The 24,164-nt window shown below is 69.2% G+C and carries 23 protein-coding genes and 1 pseudogene; 13 read left to right on the top strand and 11 right to left on the bottom strand.

Annotated features, from left to right (window positions below; all coding sequences use genetic code 11):
• Window positions 1-171 precede the first annotated feature (171 nt).
• The 9 genes from G3I19_RS37450 to G3I19_RS12345 all read left to right on the top strand — a co-directional run bounded on the left by G3I19_RS37450 (window position 172) and on the right by G3I19_RS12345 (window position 10,566).
• Window positions 172-549 carry a cupin domain-containing protein gene (locus G3I19_RS37450; RefSeq protein WP_164263155.1) on the top strand — a complete coding sequence of 126 codons (378 nt, stop codon included), beginning with the start codon at window positions 172-174 and terminating at the stop codon, window positions 547-549.
• Entirely contained in the window at window positions 546-1,793 is a 1,248-nt protein-coding gene (locus G3I19_RS12380) for a CoA transferase (RefSeq protein ID WP_164263152.1), read from the top strand. Before G3I19_RS37450 ends, G3I19_RS12380 begins: the two co-directional genes overlap by 4 nt.
• A 64-nt stretch (window positions 1,794-1,857) precedes the next feature.
• The gene (locus tag G3I19_RS12375; RefSeq protein ID WP_164263150.1) at window positions 1,858-3,129 is read left to right on the top strand and encodes an acyl-CoA dehydrogenase family protein; all 1,272 of its coding nucleotides are present in this window, start codon (window positions 1,858-1,860) and stop codon (window positions 3,127-3,129) included.
• Between the two features lie 91 nt (window positions 3,130-3,220).
• Entirely contained in the window at window positions 3,221-4,300 is a 1,080-nt protein-coding gene (locus G3I19_RS12370; protein WP_164263148.1) for a zinc-binding alcohol dehydrogenase family protein, read from the top strand.
• Between the two features lie 37 nt (window positions 4,301-4,337).
• On the top strand, window positions 4,338-5,945 hold the full coding sequence (locus G3I19_RS12365; protein WP_164263146.1) for a bifunctional 3-(3-hydroxy-phenyl)propionate/3-hydroxycinnamic acid hydroxylase: 1,608 nt from the start codon (window positions 4,338-4,340) through the stop codon (window positions 5,943-5,945).
• Window positions 5,946-6,020: 75 nt separating this feature from the next.
• Entirely contained in the window at window positions 6,021-7,367 is a 1,347-nt protein-coding gene (locus tag G3I19_RS12360; RefSeq protein WP_164263144.1) for an MFS transporter, read from the top strand.
• Window positions 7,342-8,499 carry a DUF3500 domain-containing protein gene (locus G3I19_RS12355; protein ID WP_164263142.1) on the top strand — a complete coding sequence of 386 codons (1,158 nt, stop codon included), beginning with the start codon at window positions 7,342-7,344 and terminating at the stop codon, window positions 8,497-8,499. The genes G3I19_RS12360 and G3I19_RS12355 overlap by 26 nt, the downstream gene beginning before the upstream one ends.
• 89 nt (window positions 8,500-8,588) lie before the next feature.
• Entirely contained in the window at window positions 8,589-9,503 is a 915-nt protein-coding gene (locus G3I19_RS12350; RefSeq protein WP_164263140.1) for a fumarylacetoacetate hydrolase family protein, read from the top strand.
• A gap of 310 nt (window positions 9,504-9,813) precedes the next feature.
• Complete coding sequence (locus G3I19_RS12345; RefSeq protein ID WP_164263138.1) at window positions 9,814-10,566, top strand: GntR family transcriptional regulator; 753 nt, start codon at window positions 9,814-9,816, stop codon at window positions 10,564-10,566.
• A 55-nt stretch (window positions 10,567-10,621) separates the two neighbouring features.
• On the opposite strand, the pseudogene G3I19_RS12340 reads toward G3I19_RS12345, so the two are convergent.
• Both G3I19_RS12340 and G3I19_RS12335 read right to left on the bottom strand, forming a co-directional pair.
• Window positions 10,622-11,311 (bottom strand): annotated as a pseudogene (locus G3I19_RS12340) (acetyl-coenzyme A synthetase N-terminal domain-containing protein); the annotation flags it as partial.
• 369 nt (window positions 11,312-11,680) lie between these two features.
• A complete protein-coding gene (locus tag G3I19_RS12335; protein WP_164263136.1) occupies window positions 11,681-12,379 on the bottom strand; it encodes a hypothetical protein in 699 nt (232 codons plus the stop codon).
• A gap of 118 nt (window positions 12,380-12,497) precedes the next feature.
• On the opposite strand from G3I19_RS12335, the gene G3I19_RS12330 reads away from it, so the two are divergent.
• Window positions 12,498-13,154 carry a TetR/AcrR family transcriptional regulator gene (locus tag G3I19_RS12330; protein WP_239074209.1) on the top strand — a complete coding sequence of 219 codons (657 nt, stop codon included), beginning with the start codon at window positions 12,498-12,500 and terminating at the stop codon, window positions 13,152-13,154.
• A 344-nt stretch (window positions 13,155-13,498) separates the two neighbouring features.
• On the opposite strand, the gene G3I19_RS12325 is transcribed toward G3I19_RS12330, so the two are convergent.
• From G3I19_RS12325 to G3I19_RS12295, 7 genes are all read right to left on the bottom strand, one after another.
• Complete coding sequence (locus tag G3I19_RS12325) at window positions 13,499-13,711, bottom strand: SDR family oxidoreductase (protein WP_164263132.1); 213 nt, start codon at window positions 13,709-13,711, stop codon at window positions 13,499-13,501.
• A 91-nt stretch (window positions 13,712-13,802) separates the two neighbouring features.
• The gene (locus tag G3I19_RS12320) at window positions 13,803-14,261 is read right to left on the bottom strand and encodes a MarR family transcriptional regulator (RefSeq protein WP_239074208.1); all 459 of its coding nucleotides are present in this window, start codon (window positions 14,259-14,261) and stop codon (window positions 13,803-13,805) included.
• 81 nt (window positions 14,262-14,342) lie between these two features.
• A complete protein-coding gene (locus tag G3I19_RS12315) occupies window positions 14,343-15,167 on the bottom strand; it encodes an SAM-dependent methyltransferase (protein WP_164263130.1) in 825 nt (274 codons plus the stop codon).
• 159 nt (window positions 15,168-15,326) lie between these two features.
• The gene (locus tag G3I19_RS12310) at window positions 15,327-15,641 is read right to left on the bottom strand and encodes an antibiotic biosynthesis monooxygenase (protein ID WP_164263128.1); all 315 of its coding nucleotides are present in this window, start codon (window positions 15,639-15,641) and stop codon (window positions 15,327-15,329) included.
• A gap of 53 nt (window positions 15,642-15,694) precedes the next feature.
• Window positions 15,695-16,471 (bottom strand): GDSL-type esterase/lipase family protein, encoded by a 777-nt coding sequence (locus tag G3I19_RS12305; RefSeq protein WP_164263126.1) that lies wholly within the window; start codon window positions 16,469-16,471, stop codon window positions 15,695-15,697.
• 1,024 nt (window positions 16,472-17,495) lie between these two features.
• Window positions 17,496-17,741, bottom strand: a complete 246-nt coding sequence (locus tag G3I19_RS36875) for a hypothetical protein (protein WP_203599480.1) — start codon at window positions 17,739-17,741, stop codon at window positions 17,496-17,498.
• 26 nt (window positions 17,742-17,767) lie between these two features.
• Window positions 17,768-18,388, bottom strand: coding sequence for a TetR/AcrR family transcriptional regulator (locus G3I19_RS12295; protein WP_164263125.1), 621 nt, complete (start codon window positions 18,386-18,388; stop codon window positions 17,768-17,770).
• A 116-nt stretch (window positions 18,389-18,504) separates the two neighbouring features.
• On the opposite strand from G3I19_RS12295, the gene G3I19_RS12290 reads away from it, so the two are divergent.
• Complete coding sequence (locus G3I19_RS12290; protein ID WP_164263123.1) at window positions 18,505-20,247, top strand: CocE/NonD family hydrolase; 1,743 nt, start codon at window positions 18,505-18,507, stop codon at window positions 20,245-20,247.
• Here the strand turns inward: G3I19_RS12290 and G3I19_RS12285 are convergent.
• Window positions 20,189-21,124, bottom strand: a complete 936-nt coding sequence (locus tag G3I19_RS12285; RefSeq protein WP_164263121.1) for a LysR substrate-binding domain-containing protein — start codon at window positions 21,122-21,124, stop codon at window positions 20,189-20,191. The two genes, G3I19_RS12290 and G3I19_RS12285, sit on opposite strands and share 59 nt — an antisense overlap.
• An 83-nt stretch (window positions 21,125-21,207) precedes the next feature.
• Between G3I19_RS12285 and G3I19_RS12280 the strand changes: the two genes are divergently transcribed.
• Window positions 21,208-21,807: a nuclear transport factor 2 family protein gene (locus G3I19_RS12280; protein ID WP_164263119.1), complete on the top strand. Its 600-nt coding sequence runs from the start codon at window positions 21,208-21,210 to the stop codon at window positions 21,805-21,807.
• Window positions 21,808-21,813: 6 nt separating this feature from the next.
• Window positions 21,814-22,809: an amidohydrolase family protein gene (locus G3I19_RS12275; protein WP_164263117.1), complete on the top strand. Its 996-nt coding sequence runs from the start codon at window positions 21,814-21,816 to the stop codon at window positions 22,807-22,809.
• A gap of 29 nt (window positions 22,810-22,838) precedes the next feature.
• Here the strand turns inward: G3I19_RS12275 and G3I19_RS12270 are convergent.
• Window positions 22,839-24,164, bottom strand: a 1,326-nt coding sequence (locus tag G3I19_RS12270; protein ID WP_164263114.1) for a PQQ-binding-like beta-propeller repeat protein, incomplete at its 5' end; no start/stop codon positions are given.

Genomic DNA, 24,164 nt, shown 5'->3' with positions numbered 1-24,164 from the left:
CGCCAGTGCCCCACCGGCGATTCCCGCTCTAAATGTTGACACTTTACGAGTGCCGCTCTTACGGTGCGTCGCAGGCACCGAGGCTTCCGCCCGGCAGCCTCACGCGCCCCCGACGATGTCGGCCGCCGCGCATCCCCGACGGACAGCCCCGCCAGAATCGAGTTCACGCCCGTGCCGATCGACATAACCCGGCTCTCCCAGGCCCAGCCCTTCCAGCCCGCCGACCACCACGGCGTCGGCCCCGTCCAGCTCTTCGGGGGCGAGGACTACGACGGCGCTGTGACAGCAGCCCTGTCCCACTACCTCCCCGGCGGTCGCGCCGACATGTCCCCTGTCCCCACGGAGACGCTGTACATCGTCCTGACCGGCACGCTCACGATCGACGCCGAGGACGACACCCACGCTCTGCACCCGTTGGACGCGGTGCGGCTCACGGCCTCGACGCCGCGCAGCGTCGAGAACCGTACGAATCTGCCCGCGAGCATGCTGGTGATCAGGCCCAACCCCGCGGCCGAGTCGGCGAACGGGACTGCCGGGGCCCGGTCATGAGCGGGCCTCTGGACGGACTGCTTGTCGTCGACCTGTCCCGTGCGCTCGCCGGTCCCCACGCAGCGATGATGCTCGGGGATCTCGGGGCACGTGTCATCAAGGTCGAAAGTCCTTCCGGGGACGACAGCAGGTCCTGGGGACCGCCGTTCGTCGACGCCGATGACGGCTCCACGGAATCGACCTACTTCATGTCCTGCAACAGGAACAAGGAATCGATCACGCTCGATCTGAAGTCTGCCGAGGACGCGAAGGTGCTGGCCGGGCTGATTCAGCGGGCGGACGTGCTGCTGGAGAACTTCAAGCCCGGGGGAATGCGACGCCTCGGGCTCGGTACCGAACGACTCATGGAGCTCAACCCACGCCTGGTGCTGCTGTCGATCAGCGGGTTCGGGCACGACGGCCCCGAGGCCGACCGTGCCGGGTACGACCAGATCGCCCAGGGCGAGGCGGGACTGATGTCCCTCACCGGCCCGGACGCGGACCACCCCCAGCGCGTCGGAGTGCCGATCGCCGACATGCTCGCCGGAATGAACGGCGCGTTCGGCGTGCTCGCGGCGCTGAGGGAACGCGATCGTACCGGCCGAGGACAAATCGTGCGCACCTCGCTGCTCGCCTCGGTCGTCGCGGCCCACGCCTTTCAAGGAACGCGCTGGACCGTGGGCGGCGAAGTGGGTTCCGCCCAGGGCAACCACCACCCGACCATCGCGCCCTACGGCCTGTTCAGGTGCGCGGGCGGCAGCGTACAGATCGCCTGCGGGAACGACGCCATGTGGCAGCGCCTTTGCGAGGCCTTCGGCATCCGCGCCGATGACCCCCGTCATGTCACGAACCGGGACCGGGTCGCCCATCGTGACAGCGTCACTGAGCTCCTGGAGGGCGTGTTCGCCGAGCTGGGTCCGGACGAGCTGCTGCTGCGACTCTCCGGTGCCGGAGTTCCGGCCGGCCGTGTGCGCTCCCTCGACGAGGTCTACGAGTGGGAGCAGACCCGCTCGCAACGGCTCCTCGTCGATGTCGAGCATCGGAGCGTCGGAAAGGTGACCCTGCCGGGCTCGGCCCTGCGGATGTTCGCCGTCGACGCCGCAGGATCCGAGACCGAGACGACTCGCATCGATCACTGCCCGCCACCTGTCCTCGGCGCCGACGCCGGCGCCGTGCGGAAGTGGCTCAAGAGCCCCCGGACTCAAGAGAAGAGGTCCGCCGAGGATGCGGTAGCGCAGCGCAGCCGTGTACCGCGGAGCGCGTGACCGCGCTCCTTCCTTTTCCCGCAACACGCCCCATGAACGACGAACGACAAAGGAGTTGACGTCGATGAGTGCGTCTTCCGGAACGCCCGACAGGCTCGCATCGGTCCTCGACAAGGTCCGGGCGCTCGGCCCGGCCTTGCGCGAACGCGCTTTGGACGCGGAACGCGCCGGGCGCCACTCGGACGAGACCATCGCCGAGCTCGATGCCACCGGGGCCTTCGCCATCGGCAGCCCCGCCGAGTACGGCGGCCACGAACTCACCGTGCGCCAGCAGCTCGACGTGGTGTCCGAGGTGGCCAAGTGGGACGGCTCGGCCGGATGGATCGTTTGGGTCGGTGCCTCCACCAACTGGATCCCCGCAGGTTCGGGCGCTCGCGTCGTCAAGGAGGTCTACGCCCCGGAGTGGGTCGGCCCACGCGTCGCCGCATCCAGCCACTTCCCGGCCTCACGGGGACGGGCGAGGCGGACCGGCGGCGGGTGGATCATTTCCGGCGGTCCCTGGACGTTCGGGAGCGACTCCCTCTGGGCTCCCTACACGAACCTCGGCTGTATCGCCCACGACAGTGACGGCCCGTACCTGGTGGGCGTCCAGGTTCCGCGCGACGAACTCCGCTTCCTCGACGACTGGCAGGTCGCCGGCATGCGCGGCACGGGCAGTGTCTCCTCGACGCTGGTTCAAGAAGAGCTGTTCGTACCCGAGCACCGCGTCGTCGACTTCCGCGACGTCACCGGCGGAACCCTCGACAACGGCCTCGCGGGGTCTCTGTGGAAGGCACCCACTCTGGGCTGGGCATTCAGCCTCATGGCAGGCATGTCGATCGGCATCGCCCAGGGCGCGCTGGAGCGATTCCTCGATCGCTCCGCCGGGCGGCCCGTGCGCGGCACCACGTACAAGAACCAGCTGGACGCGCCCATGACGCACCTGATGCTCGCCGAAGTGCATTCCAAGATCCAGTCGGCTACGGCCATCACCCGTGCCAACGCGGAGGAGACCGACCGGCTCGGGGCCCTGGCCGCCGCCGGCACCCCGGCCGACGGCGCGTACATGCAGCGCTTCAGCGCCCGCGTCCTCGTCGAGGCGGCCTACGCCGCCAAGTGGTGCGCGGAGGCGATCGAGTTGCTGCAGAGGAACTCGGGCTCGACCGCGATAATGGAGAGCGAACCCATCCAGCGAGCGTGGCGCGACGCACGGGTCATCACCCTGCACGGCGCTCTCAACCTCGAAGCCCTCTCCGAGAACTACGGACGGCTGATGGCCGGATCTCAGCCGCACGAGTTCGCGGGGATCACGACCTTGGACCGCTTCGCCCCGCCCGCCCCCGGCAAGAGCTCCTGAAGCCCCCTGGTCCAGGCACAGAGGGGCGTCGTCACCGCCGACACCCCTCTCCCGTGCCACCCATGACGTTCACAGAAAGGGAAGCCGGACGATGAGCAGCACACGCTCGCACGACACCACCGACTCGCCGGGCGAGATCCGAGCCGCTGTCGTGGATACGCCGGGCAGCGCACCACGAGTGGGCTCGGTGGTACTGCCGCCGCGCTCGCCCGGCAGCACCCTCGTGGCAGTCGTCGCCGCGCCCTTGAACCCCTTGGACCTGGTCATCGCGTCGGGGACGTTCCATTCCGCGCGTCACGAGGCCCCGTACGTGCCGGGCAGCGAGGGCGTGGGCGTCGTGCTCGCCTCGGACCGGTACCAGCCGGGCTCCTGGGTCTACGCCGAGTGCCGCGCCTCGCCCGGCACTCCCGGCTCCCTCGCCACGCAGGTGCTCGTCGACGACGAGGATGTGCTGCCGCTGCCCGAGGGGATCGATCCGGTGCAGGCCGCGGCCGTCGGCAACTCCGGCACGGCGGCGTTCATGCCACTGGTCGAAGTGGCCAGGCTCCGCTCCGGGGAGACCGTGTTGATCCTGGGCGCCACGGGAGCGGTCGGACAGCTCGCGATCCAGGTGGCGCACCGACGCGGAGCGGGCCGGGTCGTCGGCGTCGCCCGTGACCGCGGGGCGCTGGAGGCTTTGTCGGCGCTCGGCGCCGACGCGATCGTCGAACTGCGCGCGGGCGAGAGCGCCGAGGACCTGGCACAACGGTTGTGGGCGGTGACGGGCCCGGTGGACGTCGTCCTCGACGGCGTCTACGGGACGCCGCTGGAAGCGGTGTTGCAGGTATGCGCACCACGGGCGCGGGTCGTCAACATCGGCAATCCGGCCGGCGCGACCGCGCAGGTTCCGGCTGGGCTGCTGCGCGGCAAGCAGCTCACCCTGTCCGGCTTCGCCGGTCTGCACACTCCGCTGCGGGCCAAGGAGGCGGCGCTGACCTGGCTGTGGGCCCACCTCTCACGCAGTGAACTGCGGATCGACGTGCGCACCTTCGCGCTCGACGACCTGCCATCGGCGTGGCGGACACAGGCGGTCTCGCCCCATGCCAAGTGCGTTGTCCTGCCTCAGGACAGCGGCCTCCAACAGTACGACGTCGCCGCCGAGCCCTCACAAGATCGGAGCACACGTCCGTGACTCACCGCGCCCGGACCCGTCGCTGGGAGACGCACTCATGACGACGCGACCTACACCGCACGCCGGCGTCGCGCTGCGGCCGGCCGTCGACTGCGTGGTCGTCGGTGGCGGGCCCGTCGGTCTGCTGACCGCTGTCTTCCTCGGCCAGGCCGGCGTGCAGGTCGCCGTCGTGGAACGCTGGCCCCAACGGTATCCGCTGCCGAGGGCGTGCACGATCGACCACGAGGCGCTGCGCATCCTCCAGGCCGCCGGGCTCATGGCGGACCATGCCGCCTTGTTCGAGCCGTCCCAGGGTGAGCGGGGCGGGTACGAGTTCCGCAACGGTGCGGGCGAGCTGCTCCAGGCCATCGACTGGAACAGGATCGCCGAGTCGGGGTGGGCCAACACGAACGGCTTCCATCAGCCCGAACTTGAATCGGTCCTCGAGGACCTGGCTCTGGCGACCCCCGGCGTCACCGTCCACCGCGGATGGACGTTCCAGTCCCTCGATCAGGATCACTGCAACGAGCAGGTCTTCGTCCGGGTGGCTCCCACCAAGCGACCCGACGACGCCGTACGCGTTCGCGCTCGCTGGCTGATCGGCGCCGACGGAGCCAACAGCGCCGTCCGTTCCGAGCTCGGGATCGGTGTCGACGACTCGGGGTTCGAGGCCGACTGGCTGGTGGTGGACTACCAGCCGCTGGCCGAGGAGACGTGGAGTGCCTTCGTCACCCAGTACTGTGACCCGGCGCAGCCCGCGACCGCGGTCAACAGCGGCCCGGGGCGGCGACGGTTCGAGTTCATGCGCCGCGCGAACATGACCGTCGAGGAACTGGGACGGGAGAGCACCGCCTGGCGGCTGATGGAGCCCTGGGGCGTGACGCCGGAGACAGCCCGGCTCGAACGGCACGCCGTGTACACGTTCCGCGGCCGGTGGGCGCACACATGGCGCAAGGGGAACGTCTTCCTCGCGGGGGACGCGGCCCATCTCATGCCGCCTTTCCTCGGCCAAGGTCTCTGCGCGGGCCTGCGAGACGCGAGAGCGCTGTCGTGGCGTCTCGGCATGGTGCATCACGGCCTCGCGGAGCCGGGCGTCCTCGACACGTACGGTCCCGAGCGCACCGGCCACGTACGGAAGATCATCGACGAGGCGGTGGGCGCGGGCCGGGTCATCTGCGAACTCGACGTCGACCGGGCCGCCGCCAGGGACGCCGAGATGAAAAGGCGCTCGCTCGACGCGGATGCCGCCACGCGGGAGCCGCCGCACCCCCGTCTGGGCGAACCGTCGTTGACGGTCGCCAGCGCTGGGACCGAGGGACGCCTGGCACCTCAGGGGCGTGTCCGAGTCGCCGACCGTATCGGTCTGTTCGACGATGTCGTCGGCGGCGGCTGGCAGCTGATCAGCCGGGTCGCGGACCCCACCGAAGCCCTCGATGACAGGGATGCGTCCTGGTTCCGGCAGATCGGCGGCGTGGTCGCCGACGTGTCGGGTGTGCGGGTGATCGATGACCTCGACGACGCCTACAGGCGCTGGTTCACCGAGCACGAGTGTGAGGCGTTCCTGGCCCGGCCGGACTTCTACGTGTTCGCAGCCGGCCGGCACAGCGACATCCCCCACTTCGTCCAGCTCCTGCGTCAAGCGCTCCGATCGCCCGCCGGCTGCTGAGAGGGACGCGGCAAGCACGACTCGGCTCGCCCGAGCGAGACGGGGTTCTTCCACGACGAATCAAGGAGGATTCACATGAGAGCGGAGAAACCCGTCAGGGACGCCGAGGAGACCACGGATCCGTCCGACGGGCCGAGGTCGGGGTGGCGTACGGCGATGGCGTCCACGCTCGGTCTCGCGTGCGGTCCCAGTGTGCTGGCAGTCACCACGTTCGGTGCGTTCATCGCGCCGCTGCACCGGGAGTTCGGGTGGAGCGTGTCCGCGATCGGCCTGGCCTCCTCGATCCTCAGCATCACTCTGGTGGTCATCTCTCCCGTACAGGGGCTGCTGGTCGACCGGTTCGGCGGTCGCCGGGTGATTCTGTGCAGCGCGCCGTTCTTCGCGCTGTCCCTGATGGCGATGGCCCTGCTGCCCGACAGCCTGCCGGTCTTCTATCTGGGCTGGGTGCTCGTCCCGCTGTGCGGTCTGGGCCTGTGGCCGGTGTCGTACCTGCGGCTCACCGCGGGCTGGTTCGAGCGCAGGCTCGGCCTCGCGCTGGGCGTCGCCAACTCCGGCATCGGGGTCGGCACGGTGCTGGCCCCGATTCTGACCACGGTGCTGATCGGCACGTGGGGGTGGCGTGCGGGGTACATCGGGCTCGGAGTGGTCGCGCTCATCGCGTTCCCGGTGGCGTACTTCCTGATAGCCGAACCCCGTGCCCGCACCGAAGCTCGACCGGTCGGCGGTGACACACTGCGCGCCGCGGCCGGTACGCGGCCGTTCTGGCTCGTCCTCGCCGCATTCGTCCTCCTGGGAACCGTCGGCTCTGCGGTCCTCGTCCACCAGATCTCGCTGCTGCTGGACGCCGGGATCCCCGCGCACATCGCGAACATGGTGCCGGTCGCGCTCGGCGTCGCGCTCGTCGTGGCCCGGCTGGTGACCGGGTGGCTCCTCGACCGCTTCACGGTGTCACAGATCATGTCGGTGTATCTCGTCGGCGGCATCGCCTCGGTGCTGCTGTTCGCGGCGGGGCCGAACGTACCGATGGCCCTTCTCGCGGCGGCTCTCGCCGGACTGCTGATCGGCGCCGAGTTCGACGTCCTCAGCTACCTGATCCCGCGCTACTTCGGACGCCGGGCCTTCGGCAAGATCTACGGAGTCGCGTTCTCGATGTTCCAGATCGGCGGAGCCGCCGCGACGACCCTGGTGAGCGTGAGCCGCGACACCTATGGCTCCTACACGCCGGCGATGCTCCTTCTGGCCGTCGCCTGCGCGGTCTGCGCCGTGCTGTTCCTGTGCCTCGGCCCGTACCGGTACGACGCGGGCTCGCAGAGGATGCCGGCCGATCCACTGCCCCGGCACACACCGACCCTCGCCATGGTCGGGGACCACCCCACGAAGAAAGGCATGGAACTCCATGACGGCGACGCCACCTCCGCATGACGCGCAGCACCCGTATCCGCACGGTGAACTCCCGAAGGCGCACCGGCCCCGTCCGGGCGGTTCGTTCGACGCGACGGCGATCACCTTCGCGGCGATGGGCCTCTTCGACGGCCTGACCGGCGATCAGCGCGCGCGGGTGCTGCTTCCTCGCGAGGACTCCGGCCGAACGCACTGGAACTTCCTGCCCGAATCCGGTCGACACGGACTGCCACTGGGTGAACTCGACCGCCATCAGGAGGGGTTGGCGCATCGCCTGATCGCCGAGTCGATGTCGATCCCCGCCTACGCCCGCGTGGTCCAGGTGATGTCGAACGAGCACGTGCTGCGCGAACTGAACCTGCCTGTCTTCGGTCACGTCGCGGCCACCTTCCGCGACGCGCGCGGCTACTTCCTCACGTTCTTCGGCCAGCCACAGCCCGACACCACATGGGGCTGGCGGCTGGTGGGCCACCACCTGTCGGTCAACGTCACCGTCGTCGACGGCGACCTGGTCAGCGCCACCCCGTTCCTGCTCGGTGCCGAGCCCGCCCGGTTCGGCCCCTTCCGCATCCTCGGCGAGGAGGAGGACGCCGCCTTCGTCCTCCTGGACGGCCTCACCGGCACCCAGAAGGAACAGGCGGTCATCCACTCCCGGCCACCGGCGGACTTCGTCACCCGCACCGTCTCCACCATCGGCGACGTCGAGTACCCCGCCTACCACGGTGTCGGTCGCCGCGACGCGATGATCACCGACGACGACCGCAGGGCCCTCGCGTACTTCCGCGCCCACCCCCGCGGTATCCGGGCCGCGGACCTCTCCCCCGCGCAGCGCGCGCACTTCGACGACCTGCTCGCCCACTTCGTCGAACGTGCCCGCCCCGGCCTGGTCGGCCATGAGATGGACCGCATCGCGGCCGCCGGTGGCGTCGACGAACTGCACTTCGCCTGGGCCGGCGGCACCTCCATGGAGCAGCCGCACTACTTCCGTATCCAGGGCCCCGTCACCCTCGTCGAGTTCGACAACGCCGAGGACAACGCCAATCACGTGCACAGCGTCTGGCGCGACCCGTCCAACGACTTCGGCGCCGACCTCCTGATCCAGCACCACCTCGAATACGACCACACCGGCCCATCCCCGCACGACACGGCCTGACCGTGGGCGGCACAGCCGCCTGCGGTACATCGGCAACGACGAAAGAAGAGCTCCGCGGGCCCCTCCGCGGAGACCGGAAAGGGAATCTCATGAGAATCGTGGGTGTCAGGCGCGCGCACGGCGAATTCGGCGTGGAGGTCGCGGCCCTGGCGGAACAGGGCGACGAGGTCACCGTCATCGCCTCACTCGCGGACTTCTGGGCCGACCCGGCGGGACATCTCTCCCAGCCGCCCACCGGGCCGACGGTCGCCGTCGCATCGGTCGAGCAGGTTCCCCCCGTCCTCCCTGGCGCGCGCGTCTTCTGCATCGGCCTCAACTACCACGCGCACGCGGCCGAAGGCAGCTTCCGCGACCAGGAGCTGCCGCCGTACCCCACCCTGTTCGCGCGATGGCCGCAGTCACTGACCGTGGACGGGGCCGAAGTCCCCGTGCCCTCCAACGAGGAGGGTCTGGACTGGGAGGGCGAGGTCGTCGCCTGGGTCGGAGCACCCCTCGTCGACGCCTCCCCCGAGGAGGCACTGTCCTGTGTCGTCGGCTACTCCGCGTTCAACGATCTGACCTCACGCCGAGCCCAGAAGCTGACCTCCCAGTGGATCCTCGGCAAGAACGGGGACCGGTCAGGCCCGCTCGGCCCGCTCGTGCCCGCCACGGAGGCCGGCGACCTGCAACAGGGGCTGCGGCTACGGACCAGGGTCAACGGCGAGACCATGCAGGACGCCACCACCGACCAGATGATCTACGCGGTCGGGGACACACTGTCCCTCATCTCGCACACCCTGACCCTGCGCCCCGGCGACCTCCTCGCCACCGGCACCCCCGCGGGAGTCGGCTACAGCCGCACGCCTCCCCGGCTGCTGCAACCGGGAGACACCGTCGAGGTCGAGGTGGAACGGCTGGGCACGGTCCGCAACACGGTGGTGGGAAACGATCACCGGTCCGGACGTGACGCGCTGTCCTGCGGCCGCAGGACACCGTCCGAGCAGACCGGGGCACTGGCCTCGTAGACATAGCGCTCTGGAGAACCCAGGAGCGGTGGGACGGGCCGGACAGCCAGTGAGCAGTCCGGCCTCCTCACGTTCCGGCATCGAGGACCGGTAATGTTGACACCTTGCCACCGGATCGCAGAGCCTAGGGCCCACACCGCTTGTGCTCCCTGTCCGGCCCATGGGTCGTCGCGCCCATCCCGTCCAGCCGTGCCGCGAAATGTCGGCAGGCTTGCGCCGAGCGTCGGCTACCTTGGTGCTGACCATCAGTCCGGCGGGTACCGAAGAACATCCGAACGCCACATGGAGACGCGTGAAAGGCCTGCAGCCGATGACAGCACCGTCAGCCGAGGCGGCGAACAAGTTCGCCCGCCCCGACGACGCGAGCCGGACCCATCCCGACGAGATGAGCAGGGCCCATTACGCGCTCCGGCGCGCGATCATGCACGGTGACCTGCGCGCCGGCGACCCGCTGTCCCAGGTCGAGCTGGCCCGCCAACTCGGCGTGAGCCGCGGCCCGCTGCGTGAAGCCCTCAGGATTCTGCAACGCGAAGGCTTCGTCGAGCAGGAGTCACAGCACCGAGCCCGCGTGGCAGCGTTCAGCGACGACGACCTGGACGAGCTGTACGCGATGCGCATCAGCCTGGAGTCACTGGCCATCGGGATCGCCGTCCCGCGCATGACCGAGGCCAATCTGCGGCACCTCGACGAGTTGCTGCGGGAGATGGACGAGAAAGCTCGCACGGGCGACGTCGAACAGTGGGAGTGCCCGCACGAGAAGTTCCATCGCGCGCTGGTACACCCGTCCGGCCCGCGCGTGGAACGGGAACTCGCGCTGCTGTCGGACCACGCCACTCGGTACCGCATGGCGTTCGTCTCGTGGAATCCGCTCGAATGGCAGGCGGACACGAGTTCGCAGCACCACACCATCGCCGAGGCGGTGTACGCACGTGACGCGAAGGCAGCCTCTCGTGCGCTGGCGACCCACCTGGCCCGAACCGCGCTCGTCGTCCTCTCCATCGCCTCGCCGGAGTTCGAACCTGTGCGCACCCGCAATGCGCTCTCCGCCGCGTGCGCCGAGTAGCGACTCCGGTTCCGCTCGCTCGTCCTCCTGGAGCCTGCTGCGGCTTTCTCGAACAGAGGATGAAGAGCGGGTGCTCGGCGTCGAACGCCTGCGGGGTGTGCTCGGCGGGCTGCCGGGCGACGACTTCGTGCCACCAGACGTCCCGGCCCTCGGTCCACTCCACGTCCTGCTTCGTGCGCTGCACGACGAGGACCTTCTCGACCGATACGCGGGTGAGGGCCTCGTCGACGGCGGGCTTGAGGGCGGAGGGCTTGCCGCGGCGGTAGCCGCCGTCGGAGGTGATGACGACCTTGGCGTCGGCGTCCTCGATGCGCTCGGCGATCGCGTCGGCGGAGAAGCCGCCGAAGACGACCGAGTGCGCGGCGCCGATGCGCGCGCAGGCCAGCATCGAGATGACGGCCTCGGGGATCACCGGCAGGTAGACGGCGACCCGGTCGCCGTGCCCGGCCTCGACGTGGCGGTCGACGCAGTTGTAGGCGACGTTCAGCTTGCCGTCGGCGAACCACTTCGCGAACGGCGGGTTCTACCAGTCGAGGGTCTCGGCCGGCTCGGTGGCCCAGGTCAGGCGGCGGGCCTGCTCGGACCAGAAACCGAGCCGGTCAGCCGTGGCCTGCTCGTACGCCTCCGCCGTGACGTTGGCGTTCGCGGCCAGGTCAGCCGGCGGCGCGAAGCGTCGCTCTTCCTGCAACAAGCCGGCGAACGCAGCACAGCCGTCAACGGCTCCGCTCTCACGTACTGCAGACATGTCCACTCTCTTCCTTGAGCCGTGGCGCGCGGGGCACCTGGCCCCACGTCGCAGTCCCCGCACGTGACACTCTGGTCGTTTTGCTCTTCAGTCAGTCGAATCAGTCACTGGGGAGCCCCTGTGCGGCCGAGCCGACGACGCCAGGACCAGCCTCCACTCGCCTTTCGGCAGCGGAGTCGTGGGCTTTCATGCCGCGCCGAGTTCGGCGCGCGCCGCGTCGGCCGTTTCCGACCCCGCTGCCGACCGGCGCATGCCGAGGGTCGGTCAGGTGGTGCGTTCCGCGGCGCGCGGGCCGGGAACGGCGAACCCTGCCGGTCGCACGCGGCGGGCGGCGGCGCGAGGCCGGCAGCGGGCCTCACCCACGGACCGTCAGGCGCGGGCTTCGGCCGCGGCGACGATCCAGTTCCGGAATTCGACGGCGTAGTGCCGCATGTGGTGATCCAGGACGTCCTTCGGGCAGGACGTGGGGAAATAGACCGTCAGGTTCGCGGTGAACCCTTCGGCGGTGTCGCCGAACTGGATCAGCGCCCGACCGACGACGGTGCCGTCCTCCAGGAAGAGGTTCGACGACATCTTCCGCGGGAACTCCGCCTCGGGAAGGAGCTCGGCCGCGTCGTCGGCCCAGGCCATCGCGGCCGTGCCCCAGCCACCCATGTAGAAGGAGCAGACGTGGGGGCCGATGTTCTCGACCACGCGGGCGCCGATGGCGTCGGTGCCCATCACGTAGTGCTCGGGGTGCGCCGCCAGGAGCGGGCGGGAGTCGTCGCCGGCGAATGCCGCGTCCATCCAGGCGAGGAACTCGGCCGAGGTCATCCCGCGGGCCTGAAGCACGGTCGTGCCGGCGTTGAACTCACCGCCGGATGTGCGCGCGCACTCCCGCAGGAAGGCATTGCCCTCCTCGATGTCCGCAGCCAGCAGATCGAGCAGTCCCTGTCGGCCCAGGCGCGCCCTGAAGCGGTCCAAGGCGCGGCGTGCGTAGAACAGCTCGAAGTCGTCGATGCTGCCGGAGCCGGTGGGCCCCGACTCGAGCGTCACGGACACAGCCGGGGAAGTCTGCTTGTCGGTCATGGTCGAACCTCCAGTAGGATGCGAATGTAAATTCGCATTCGCATTAAGAGGTTAGACAGAGAGGCCCACTCCTTGTCAACCGCTTCTACACAGACCCCTCGCAGATACGATGCGAGACATGACTGACCAGCACGACCGTCCTGCGCCGTACAAGGAGCCGCAGCAGGCGCGCAGCGCCGCGACCCTGGCCCGCGTTCTGCGCGCGGCTGAGGAAATCGCCTCCTCCGCCGGCCTGGAGGACATGACGATGACCGGCGTCGCGGAGCGCGCCGGGGTCTCGGTCGGCACGATCTACCGTCGCTTCGAGGACAAGGAGCAGCTGATCAACGCGCTCACCGAGCGCATGCTGGACCGGCGTGAGGAGTACGTCGCCGACCAGCTCCGTATGGCCGAGCCGTCACTGCCCGGCGTCATGGAGGCCTACGCGCAGGCGCTGCTGCAGTCCTTCGCCGACAGCAGCAATCTCTTCCCCGAGCTACTGCGCGCACGAGGCGCCAAGCCTACGGACCGCGGCTTCCGCACCATCACCGAGGTCCACCGGCTCCTGCTCGAGGCGGCGGCCCCCTACGCCGACCAGATTCGCCGCTCCGACCCTCAGCGCGCCCTCGACATCGCGGCCCGCGCCCTGCTCGGCGCCTGCTTCCACAACTCCGTACGCCCCGACCCGGCCACCGGCGAGACAGCCCAGCGACGGTACGCGGAGGAACTCGGCGACATGGCGGTCGCCTACCTCCTCACTCCCGACAGGCGGCACACCAGCCTCAGCCAAGCTTGATCATCAACCTTGCTGCTGTTTCAAGCGGACATGTTCTGCCGGCCACGCCGATGCCGGCGATCAGGGGCACTCCCATGACAGCCTCCGGCCTCGCGCTCAGTGTTGAGCATGGGGGCATCGTGAACGTCCGTATCGCGTGAGCTGGAAGAGGCGCCGGGTGAAGCACGCCCGTTCGTTCGGTCGTGGCGAGGACTCGCCGGACCCCGGGGTCGGAACGCTGCGCCTCAGAGCCGGGCGAGGCCGCCGTCGACGGGAAGGTCGGAACTCGGAACCGGTGGTGTAGGCCGAATCGGGACCGGCCAGGTACAGATCGATGAACCCGAAGTGGTCTTCCACGGCGTCGATCAAACGGTCGACGCGGTGGACGTGGACAGGTCGCAGGCCACCAGACGCACGGGGCCACCGAGCAACTCGGCCGCAGCGCCGAGCTTGGCTTCGTCCTGCGCCGCCAGGACCAGTTGGGCACCGTGCTGGTGGAGGAGGCGGGCCGCGGCGAATCCGATGCCGCCGCTGCCGATGACCGTGACCTTGTTGTCGAGTCTGCGCTGCTCGTTCATCACGGGGTCCTGACGTGTCCGGACGGTCAAGGCCGGCTCGCGAAAGGGGAAGCCGACGGGATCTACAGCGATCAATGAGAGCAGGCGCGGGTCACGGGAGCGTGGGTTCGCTGAGTTCAGCGGTGACCTTGGTGAGCAGAGCGTGCAAAGACGCGCGTTCAGCGGCGTCCAGCGGCGCAAGAATGCCATGCTCCACCTCGGTCATGACCAGTTCGAGGCCGTCGATGACCTCTCTGGCGTGCGACGTCACGAAGACCCGCTTGCTGCGGTCGTCACCCTCTTCCATGCGACGTTCGATCAAGCCGCGTCTTTCCATGCCCTTCAACAGGGACGAGACACTGGCGGCGCTCGTGCGGCTCACTCGTGCGATGTCACGCTGGATCGAGCCGGGGTTCTGGATCAGGTATCCGAGTACGAAGGCTTGCTCGGAACTGAGGTCGCGCTCCCGGAACCACTCCTCGCTCCCCTTGCGCTGGACCCACACGATCCAGCGCATCATCTCGAAGGTGCTGTGCAACGCGCGATTCGATACACCCCGCGGTTCGTCCATGGCACCCAGTCTAATAATTAGGACTCTAACAGTCAAAATCAGAAGCGGTAGCCGGCGATCGCCTTCCAGTGGGTACCGTCTCTATGCCGTAGCGGTCAGGAACTGGGTCTGGATCTGAGCCGCGCTGCCGTCCAGGGGGACCTGGAAGTGGTCGACGGCGGTGACGTGGCCGGGGTCGAGAACGGTCCAGCCGGCGTTCTTCAGCACGGCGAGCCAGGTGTCGCGGCTCAGGATGGTGCGCAGGGGGCTGGTCCCGCCGAACATGACCTGATCCGTTGTTGCGAGCACCTGCGCCGAGTCGAGGCCCTGCGGATGGGCTTCAGCGGTCAGGGCCAGCGTGCTGCCGGGGGCCGCTCGACCGGCCAGTGACCTGGCAAGACAGTCGACGGCACTGTTCTCCAGGAACAGAACGATGTGTTCCAGCAGGAACAGGGAGCGCTCCCGGCGGTCATGCCCGGCCGCGGCCAGCAGGTCACCCGCACCGTCTGTCGCCAGATCGGCTTCGATGAGCGTGATCCCGCGGGTGTCCAGGCCGGATGCGTCCAGTCGTCGCTTCTTGTCTGCGATGACGTGAGGAAGATCGATCTCGTAGAAGTGCACGTCGGGCGAGCGGAAGCGCAGCGCCCGGTCGTCATAGCCCGCGCCGACGTTGACGATCTGCGTGACACCGGATTCCAGGGCGCCCTCGACCAGCAGGTCGAAGTAGGGCGCTCGGGGCGCCAGAAGCTGAAGCAGCGGCTCGCTCATCTTGACGGGCTCGCCGTCCGGACCTGCTGCCGTCATGCCTTCTGTCAGCTTCCGCTGGCCGTGGCCGTCGCCCGACGGCGAGCGCGGGCGCTCGAATTCCGCGCGGCCGAGTGCTACGAACTCTCGGATCATGGTCAGAGTGGGATTTTCCTGCTGCATGCCCTGATGGCCTTTCTCGTTACGTTCACGATCCGTGGATCTCGGTGATCCTGTCGCGGTCGGCGCCGGGCCCGCCGGCGGCCAGGGCTCTCAACCCTGCCGTCCGGCCCGGCGAGGTGACTCACCTGCCCCGGAGGCAACGCAGGATCGCCGACCTGCTCAGCTGGAGGTGACGATGTGGACCGGCACCCGCACGCCCCACTCTTCGACGCCCTCGGCGAGAAGGTCCATGACCCGCTGATGCCCGGCGTCCAGTTCGGGGTTCGTGTAGTGGCGGTTCATCGACTCGTCGTCCCGGTAGAACTCGAAGGCCCACATGATGTCCGGGTCTTCGTCCGAGCGGCTGAGCACCCAGTCGACGGGCCCGTCCGGGTCGCCGTTGAAGTGCATCACGTGGCACAGCTGGAACAGTTCGTCCGCCTTTCCGGGCTTGGCCTTGAGTCGCATGACCAATCCCGGCTGCTTTTCGTGCATGTCGATCTCCTGATCTCTGATGGTTCGGATGGTTCAGGCGCCTGCCCGTGGGCTCAGTCGACGGCGAAGCCGTGACGGCGCGCCAGATGTGCCGCCATGGTGTGCGCCAGGCGAGCAGTACCGGCGGTGTTGGGGTGCAGATGGTCGCCCGAGTCGTACGCCTCCGCGAGCCGCCGGGGGTTCTGCGCGTCCCGGAGTGCCGCGTCGAAGTCGACGCAGTGCGGCGCCGCTGTACGGATCCAGTCGTTAACGACACGCCGGATCTCTTCCCGGGTGCCGTCGTAGCCTTCCGCCCCCAGGAACGGTGTGATCGTCGCGATCGTCACGCCGAGTCCCGCCTCCGCGGCCCGGTCGGAAAGACGCCGGTACGAATTGATCATCTGCTGGGCCGAGGGCAGGTCCGCCAGGGGCGCGGCGGCGCCAGGGAGTCCCAGGTCATTGGTCCCCAGCGCGATGACGACGTCGCTCGCCGCCGCGACGGAGAGGACATCGCTTTCGAAGCGCGATACCCCGGACGGGCCGAACGAGGCGATGGACGCGCCCGGATCGGTCCGCAGCCGATTGCCGGCGATGCCCGCATTCAGCATGACCACATCGAGCCGCGGCGCGAGCAGCTCCTGGGCACCCTCGGGCCAGCCGCCGGCGGTGATCGAGTCACCAAGGCACACGGCCGTCACCGGGACCTCGGGTCCGAACACCTCCAAGCCGCAGACGAAGGGCACCGGCAGGGGGAGACGGCTGCCGTCGGGGGCCTCGACGGTGGGGAGCTCGACCGCAGGGAAGTCGGGTGAGCCGACGTGGTCGCCCGGCTCCGAGACTTCCATGAGCATCCGCGAGAGTTGCCCGTCGCGTGCACCGTCGACGTCGGGAGGTACAGGTCAACCGTCACCTTGCCGCCGCGCAGGACCGCCACATCGAGCGGGTCGCTCCAGCACTCCTGCCCTGCCGACACCGTGACGTCTGTCCGCCCCGCGAACCGGGCGGATACCGCCTGGCCTCCTCCCGAGACGGAAAGCGCCCCCACGTTCAGGGGCCCGGAACCGAAGCGATTACTCAGTTTCACCCGTGCGCGTTCACCGGCGACCGCCGACACCACATGCACGCGCAGCGTCTCATCGGTACCGGCCCTGTCGAGGTCGCGAAAGTCCGCGACCGCTTGCATCCAGCCTGTCTGCCACTGACTCACGATGCCTCTTTTCCTGCGATTCGACCGCACTCACGCGGGAGCCCACATGCGATGCCGGACCACCGGCCCAGGTGGAATCCACGCCGGATTCGCCGGGGAATCCCTCACCCTGTAATAGTTAGAAGTCAAACACATAGAGCCCTAACTATCAAGTCGAGCGTGTGCCCCGTGCCAGACCGGCGAGAGTGACGGGATGAGCGCCGGGGATAGCCTCAGGAGCACGCTCCCGCTCGCGGACGAGTTCGCCCAAATACGTCAGAATCCGGACGGCGTGGACGCACTCCCGCCCGGCGATGCCATCGCCATAAGTGTCCGCAGCGACGACTGCGCAAGGGTGCGGCGACGGCTCACACCACACCCCTACGCCTCGGTGACACTGCGGGGCTGCCTGTGACGCTCAGGGGCCTACCGGGGGGCGTCGTGCACGCTGCGTGAAGGAGGGTGACGGGTGCGTCGGGGTGGTCGATCATCGCGTCGTTGCGCTGAGGCGTGTTCGGAGTCAGGACGCATTCCGTGCCCACTGTGCAGGCGATGTGGACCTGCTCGACGTTGTCGTTCCAGCCGTCGTGGAGACGCCGGGGTGTCCACACTCTCGCCACCGTCGCCTGTCCAGAGCTCCGGGAAAACCGGTCACAACCAGCGGCCCCATTTGAAAACGCCCCACAGCCCTACGTCCAGTGCTCGTTCCCCTCACCGAACAGGCTGTCCTCGATCTCGTCGATGTCGTTCATCAGCCCGGCGACGACCGGCGCATACCCGTCGACGATGACATCGACGAACGCCTTGAGCATCGCCTCGGGCCCGATCCGGGCCACCGCCCCGGAGCACTCCAGCTGATCGGCGGCCTCTTCCAGGTCGGACGGGCAGGCTACGCGTCGCCCTTCGATGTACATGCGGCCGTCGATCGCTGCCATGCAGCCGTCCCCTTCCCGTCGCTGGGCTACGGCGTCGGAACCAGCACGCTCTGCACGGCGGGCCCGACGAGCATGATCAGCTTCTCACGCTCCGCCGCGGCGAGCGTGGGGACGCCGACCACACCTCGCCCCACGACAAGGCCGACGAGCATCGACGAGACGATCCCCGCGCGAAGCATCACGTCGTCGGCATCGCCGCCCCGCGATGCGACAGCAGCGGCGAAGAACCGGGCCTGGATGAACTCGCGCAGCTGCTCGTTCACCTGGTCGTTAACGACGGCGCCACGAAGCATCGCCATGAGCGGCTCGGACGTCCGGGAGTCCACTTCCCACACATCGAGGAAGGCTCGGACCACCCGCTCCCCCAGCTTGTCGTCCGTCCCCGCGAACGCTTCGCTGAAGTGCGTCAACGCCTCGGCGGGGACGGACATGACCTCGGCGAACAGCTCGCTCTTCGACCGGAAGAACTGCATCACCAGGGACGCGTCGACGCCGGCGTCGGCCGCGACCCGCCGAATGGTGGTCCGGCCGAATCCGTCGGCGGTGAAGCGGGCGCGGGCGGCACTGAGGATCGCCTGCCGGGTCGTGTTCACTCCCGGCCGACGTCCGCGTCGGGTGGCGGAGGCGGAGCTGGTACGCGCAGTCATGCCCTCAAGTTACCCAGGTCAACGAACTCAACAGCGTTGAGTTTCGCTGGCCGCAGGCTTACGCTCGAAATGTCGGCAGAGCCCGTCCTCGGACGGAGAGACGCGAGGAGCGCACCATGAGTGACGGCCAGAAGGTATTCACGCCCTCCCAGCCCTTGGAGCCGGGCGCCCGGTACGGGATCCTGAGCGACTTCGAGCCCGGAACGCGGACCCTGAAGGCGGGCTCCCAGATCGCTCCGCCGTTCAAGCCCTTGCCTGTCGACATCGTCCTCGACAAGGACGTGCCGGTAACACTCCGTGACGGCTTCACGATCTACGTGGACGTCTTCCGCCCTGCCGGGGCCGAGCGGTTGCCGGTCATCGTGGCGTGGAGCCCGTACGGCAAGGGCCAGGGCACGTCCGCCAGCGTGATGGGCATCTTCGGCATGGTCGGCCTCCACAACGGCATCGTCTCCGGCCTGGAGAAGTTCGAGGGCCCCGACCCGGCCTACTGGTGCGCGCACGGCTATGCGATCTGCAACCCGGACATCCGGGGCGTGGCCAACTCCGAGGGCGACAGTGTTATCTGGGACCGCCAGGAGGGCCGGGACTGTTACGACCTGATCGAGTGGCTGGGCGTCCAGGACTGGTGCACCGGCAAGGTCGCGATGAGCGGAACCTCGTACCTCGCGGTCTCCCAGTGGTTCACCGCGGCCGAGCAGCCGCCGCACCTGGCCGCGATCAACCCGTGGGAGGGCGTCAGCGACGTCTACCGCGACCTGGTGCTCCGCGGCGGCATGCCCGACACCGGCTTCGCCCGGCAACTCCAGGACAACAGCTACTTCGGCAAGGCCCGCAAGGAGGACATCCTCGCCGAGGCCGAGCACCACCCGCTGATGGACGACCTGTGGGAGAACAAGACCCCGCAGTTCGAGAAGATCAACGTTCCGGCGTACGTCGTCGCCAGTTACTCCAACACCCTGCACACGGCCGGTACGTTCCGCGCCTGGCGGCGGATGGCGTCCGAGGACAAGTGGCTGCGCGTCCACAACAGCCAGGAATGGCCCGACTACTACGACGAGGCCAACGTCGAGGACCTGCGCCACTTCTTCGACCACACCCTCAAGGGGGAGGACAACGGCTGGGAGCAGACGCCCCGCGTCCGCTACTCCCTCCTCGACCTGCAGGGCGGGGACCGGATCAACGTCCCGGCCGACCAGTTCCCGCCGGCCGACACCACGTCGACGAAGTACTACCTCGACGGACGCACCCGGACCCTGTCGACGGCCGCGCCCGCCGTCGAGGCGACGGCAGGGTATGCCGTCGCGTCCAACCCGGACCTGGTGTCCTTCGTAGCACGCTTCGACGAGGAGACGACCCTGGTCGGGTACCCGAAGGCACACCTGTGGGTCGAGGCGGACGGCTCGGACGACATGGACCTGTTCGTCCTCGTGCAGAAGCTCGACGCCCAGGGCACACCGCTCCAGGCGTTCACCGCGCTCAACCAGGGCGCGCTCGCCCAGGACGTCACCGAGCGGGGCGCCTCCATCCTGCGGTACAAGGGCTCCGACGGACGGCTGCGCGTCTCGATGCGCCACCTGGACAAGGAGCTGGCGACCGACGACGTTCCGGCTCACACTTTCGACCGGGTCGAGAAGCTCTCCCCCGGTGAGGTCGTCGACGTCGAGATCGACCTCCTGCCGGTCGGCCTCACCTTCCGAGCCGGCGAACAGCTCCGGCTCGTCATCAGTGGGCGGTCGCTGCTGGGCACGATGATGCCCGGAATTCGCGAGTACGAGCCCGCCAACAGCGGCCGGCACATCATCCACACCGGCGGTGACCGCGCCTCGTATCTGCAGCTTCCGCTGCAGACCGCCTGACCTGGACGGCCGTCCGGCCCCAGGAGCTGACGAACGCGCGCACCGCGCCGGCGAGTTCGTCGGGGCGGCTGAGCGTCACCACCTCCACGTCGGCCGCCATGTCACGCAGGGGCCGGTAGACGAGATCCGGCAGTCCGATGCGCTCCGTGGCGGTGGGGACGACGGCCACTCCGGCACCGGCCGAGGCCAGCACGAGCGCGCCGAGGGTGCCCGTCACCCGGTGGACGCCTGCCCACTGCTCCGTCCCCAGCCGGTCGAGCACGCTGTCGTCGTCCTCGTCGGCCGCGTACACGACGAGGTTCTCGCCCGCCAGGTCGGCGAGCGAGAGCGAGGCGGCGGCCGCCAGTGGATGATCGTGGCGTACGGCGATCGACAGGGTCGTGCGCAGTCCTCGCCGTACGACGAGATCGCCCACGTCGCCGAGTCCGTTGTCGGGGCTGTATCCGACGTCGAGGCTGCCCTCGCGCAGGCCCTGCACCTGAGCGGCGGGCGGCAGTTCGCTCACGTGGAGCTCGACCCGCGGGTGTGCCAGGTGGAAGCGGCGCAGGTCCGTGGCCAGTCCGCCTTCGAGCACCGCGATACCGGAGAATCCGATGCGTACCGCGCCGGTCTCGCCTCTGACCGACTGGCGGGCGATGTCCAGGGCCCGATCGGCCTGCCTGAGCGTGCGTCGGGCCTCGACGAGGAGCAGCTCTCCCGCCTCCGTCAGTTCGACCCGGCGGCTGGTGCGGACGAAGACCGGGCCTCCCACCTCGTGCTCCAGCGCCTTCACCTGGGTGCTCAGCGTCGACTGCGTGACGTGCAGCCGCGCGGCCGCCCGTCCGAAGTGGCGGTCCTCGGCGACCGCCACGAAGTAGCGCAGGTGTCGAAGTTCCACGCGGCCTCTCCGATCGTTTTCACCGAACAATAGATCAGATCTATCAATTGGATCTATCGACGCTTCGGACGCAGACTCGAGATATGCCTACAGCACCGACGCTTCAGGACCGCCAGGACATCGCCGACCTCATGACCGGCTGGATCCACCGTGATCAGGGACGGTGGGACCGCCTGCGGGACCTCTTCCACCCCGACGCCCGGATCGAGATCACCTGGTTCGAGGGCCTGGCCACCGACTTCGTCGACGCGTCCACCCGCATGGCCTCCACCGGTCTGCGGACCAAGCACCTCATCACCGCCCCGTACGTGACGTTCTCGGCCGACGGAACCCGGGCAGTCGCCGAGACCAACGCGGTGATCGTCGTCGAGAACGGCAGCCTCGGCCTCGGCTGCAACGGCCACAACCGTTTCATCGACCGGGTCGAGCGCCGGGACGGCGTGTGGCGGATCGCCGACCGCAAGAGCGTGTACGACTTCGCGACCTTCACCTTCCCCGCCGGTGTCACCGAAGTCGACGACAAGGTGGTGGCCAAGTACCCCAGCGAGTACGGCGCGTTGGCCTACCTGCTCGACCAGAGCGGGTTCCCCGTCGAGCGGACCTTCGCGACACAGGGCAGCGAACTGGAACGCGACATCAAGGAGTCGGCCTTCGCCTGGCTCTCCTCAGAAGCCGGAGCGTGACGCGACATGAAGCTGATCACCATCGAGGAACACACGCTCGACACCGCGGTGGCGCAGGCCTCGGCCGGGCGCACGACGGAAGTGAGCCCGCATTTCGGAACGGCGTACTCGCCCGCGAGCGGTCTGCCCTACTGCCCCACCCCCGAGGAGTTGGAGGACCTCGACACAGGGCGCATCGCCGACATGGACGCGCACGGCATCGACATGCAGGTGCTGTCCAACCTCACCACGCAGTTCCTGCCTGCCGACGTGGCGCCCGAGCTGGTGCGGGCAGTCAACGACCGGCTGGCGGCGGCCTGCGCACGCCACCCCGACCGCTTCGCCGCCTTCGCCTCGCTGCCCACGTCCGCCCCGGACCAGGCCCCGGCCGAACTCAAGCGCGCCGTCGAGGAACTCGGCCACGTCGGCACGCTCATCCACGGCCGTACGGACGACGAGTTCCTGTCGGCCGAGCGCTTCGACCCCATCCTGCGGGCGGCCGCCGAGCTGAGGGTCCCGGTCTATCTCCACCCGGCCCCGCCCACCCGGAGCACCAGCGCGGTCAACTACGAGGCGGGCCTCGATCCCGTGGTCGCCACGCGGTTCGCCACCGCCGGATGGGGATGGCACAACGAGTCGGGCATCCACTTCCTCCACCTCGTACTCAGCGGAGCACTGGACCGTTACCCGGACCTGCAGTTCATTCTCGGGCACTGGGGCGAGATGGTCCCCTGGTTCCTGGACCGCCTCGACGAGGCACTTCCCCAGCGGGCGACGGGACTCGACCGAACCATCGGCGACTACGTACGCCAGAACGTCCACTACACGCCCAGCGGCATGTTCACCACACCGCACCTGCGCTTCTGCACCGACGTCCTGGGCACCGACCGAATGATCTACTCCGTCGACTACCCCTTCGTCGGCAACGCGGGCGCCCGCAGCTTCCTGGAGAACTGCGACCTGCCGGCTGACGCCAAGCTCGACATCGCCCACCGCAACGCCGAACGGCTGCTCGGCCTTTGAACCACCGGCGCCGGCTGTGCCCCCGCGAGTCAGCCCGACTTCGGCGGCTTCTGCGCGTCGAAGGCGAAGAGGGTGTTCTTGGCCGCCGCCACGACCACCGCGCGCCCCACGACGGTCACACGCGGGCTCGCGCCCTGCTCGCCCGTCAGACCGTCGGCCTGCGGATTCGTCGTCCACAGAGGCCGGCCGCCGCGCGGCGCCAGCGCGACCACCCGGCCGGTGGCCGAGCTGAAATACAGCGCGCCCGCTCCCGCGACGGGTCCCGAAGCACCCTCCACACCCGTCTGCCGCGACCACTTCTTCCGGCCGGTCCCGGGGTCGAGCGCCGTGACGAGTCCGGTCTGCCCGCTCACGTACAAGGTGCCGTCCACCATGCCGGGTGTCCCCTCGTACGACCTGGGCAGCGGGGAGTAACTGACCTTCCGCGCGGCCAAGTCGACCCGCGCCACCCCGTCGTAGCCTGCCTGCGCGGCGCCCTCCAGGTGCTCCTGGAGGAGTACGAGCCGGCCGTTCGCGACACCCATCGGTACGGCGGGGCCGCGAACCGCGAGGGGCCGGCCCAGGGCCCCCGACGCACGGTCGAGCGTGTGCAGGGTGGGGTGGCGTACCGTCACGGCGTCCACCTCCGTGTTCTTCGCGCACATCGCGACGAGCTGCGGGCCCGCCTTGACGGGTGCGCACTGGGCGCCCGTGGGGAACGGCGTCGTCCAGATGACCTTGCCGCTGTGCGCGTCGCGGGCCTCGAAGCGGGAGTTGGAGGAGTCGACGGTCACGACGGCCGAGCCGACCACCAGCGCGTCCTGGCTGCGGCCCGTGACGGCCTCCGACTGGGCGCCGGACGCCACGGACCACAGCTCCCGGCCGCTGTTCGCGTCGATGGCCACCACCTCACGTGGTGGTCCCTGCGGGGCATTCTCGGCGGCGAAGCGGTATCCGAGCACGGTGTCGTCGGTGGCGCCCACCAGATGCACTCCCTGGACGGGGACGCCCGGGCTCTTCACCGTCCACACCCGTGAGCCGTCCGAGGCCCTGATGCGGGTCGCGACCACACTGCCGCCCCCGCAGAACAGCGCGTCGCCATGCGCGACGCAGCGCAGCTCGTCGGGGATGTCGGGACGGCCGCCCTGCACGGTCTTGCGCCACGGCGCGAAGCCGCCCGGAAGAGCGGCGACCGGCGCCGCGACACTGCCCTTGTCGCTGTCGTTCCCTCCGAGGCCGCCCGCGTTGAGCGCGGCGGCTCCGCCGCCGATCGCCGCCACCGCGACCGCGGTCGCGAGCACGGGCCGCCAGCGGCCGGACCCGTCGCCCACAGCGCTGCCCTCGCCACCGACCCGGCCCGCGCAGTCCTCCCTGTC

Origin of the sequence: Streptomyces sp. SID10853 (assembly GCF_010548145.1) — a bacterium.
Lineage (GTDB): Bacteria > Actinomycetota > Actinomycetes > Streptomycetales > Streptomycetaceae > Streptomyces.
This window is presented reverse-complemented; position numbering and strand designations above follow the sequence as displayed.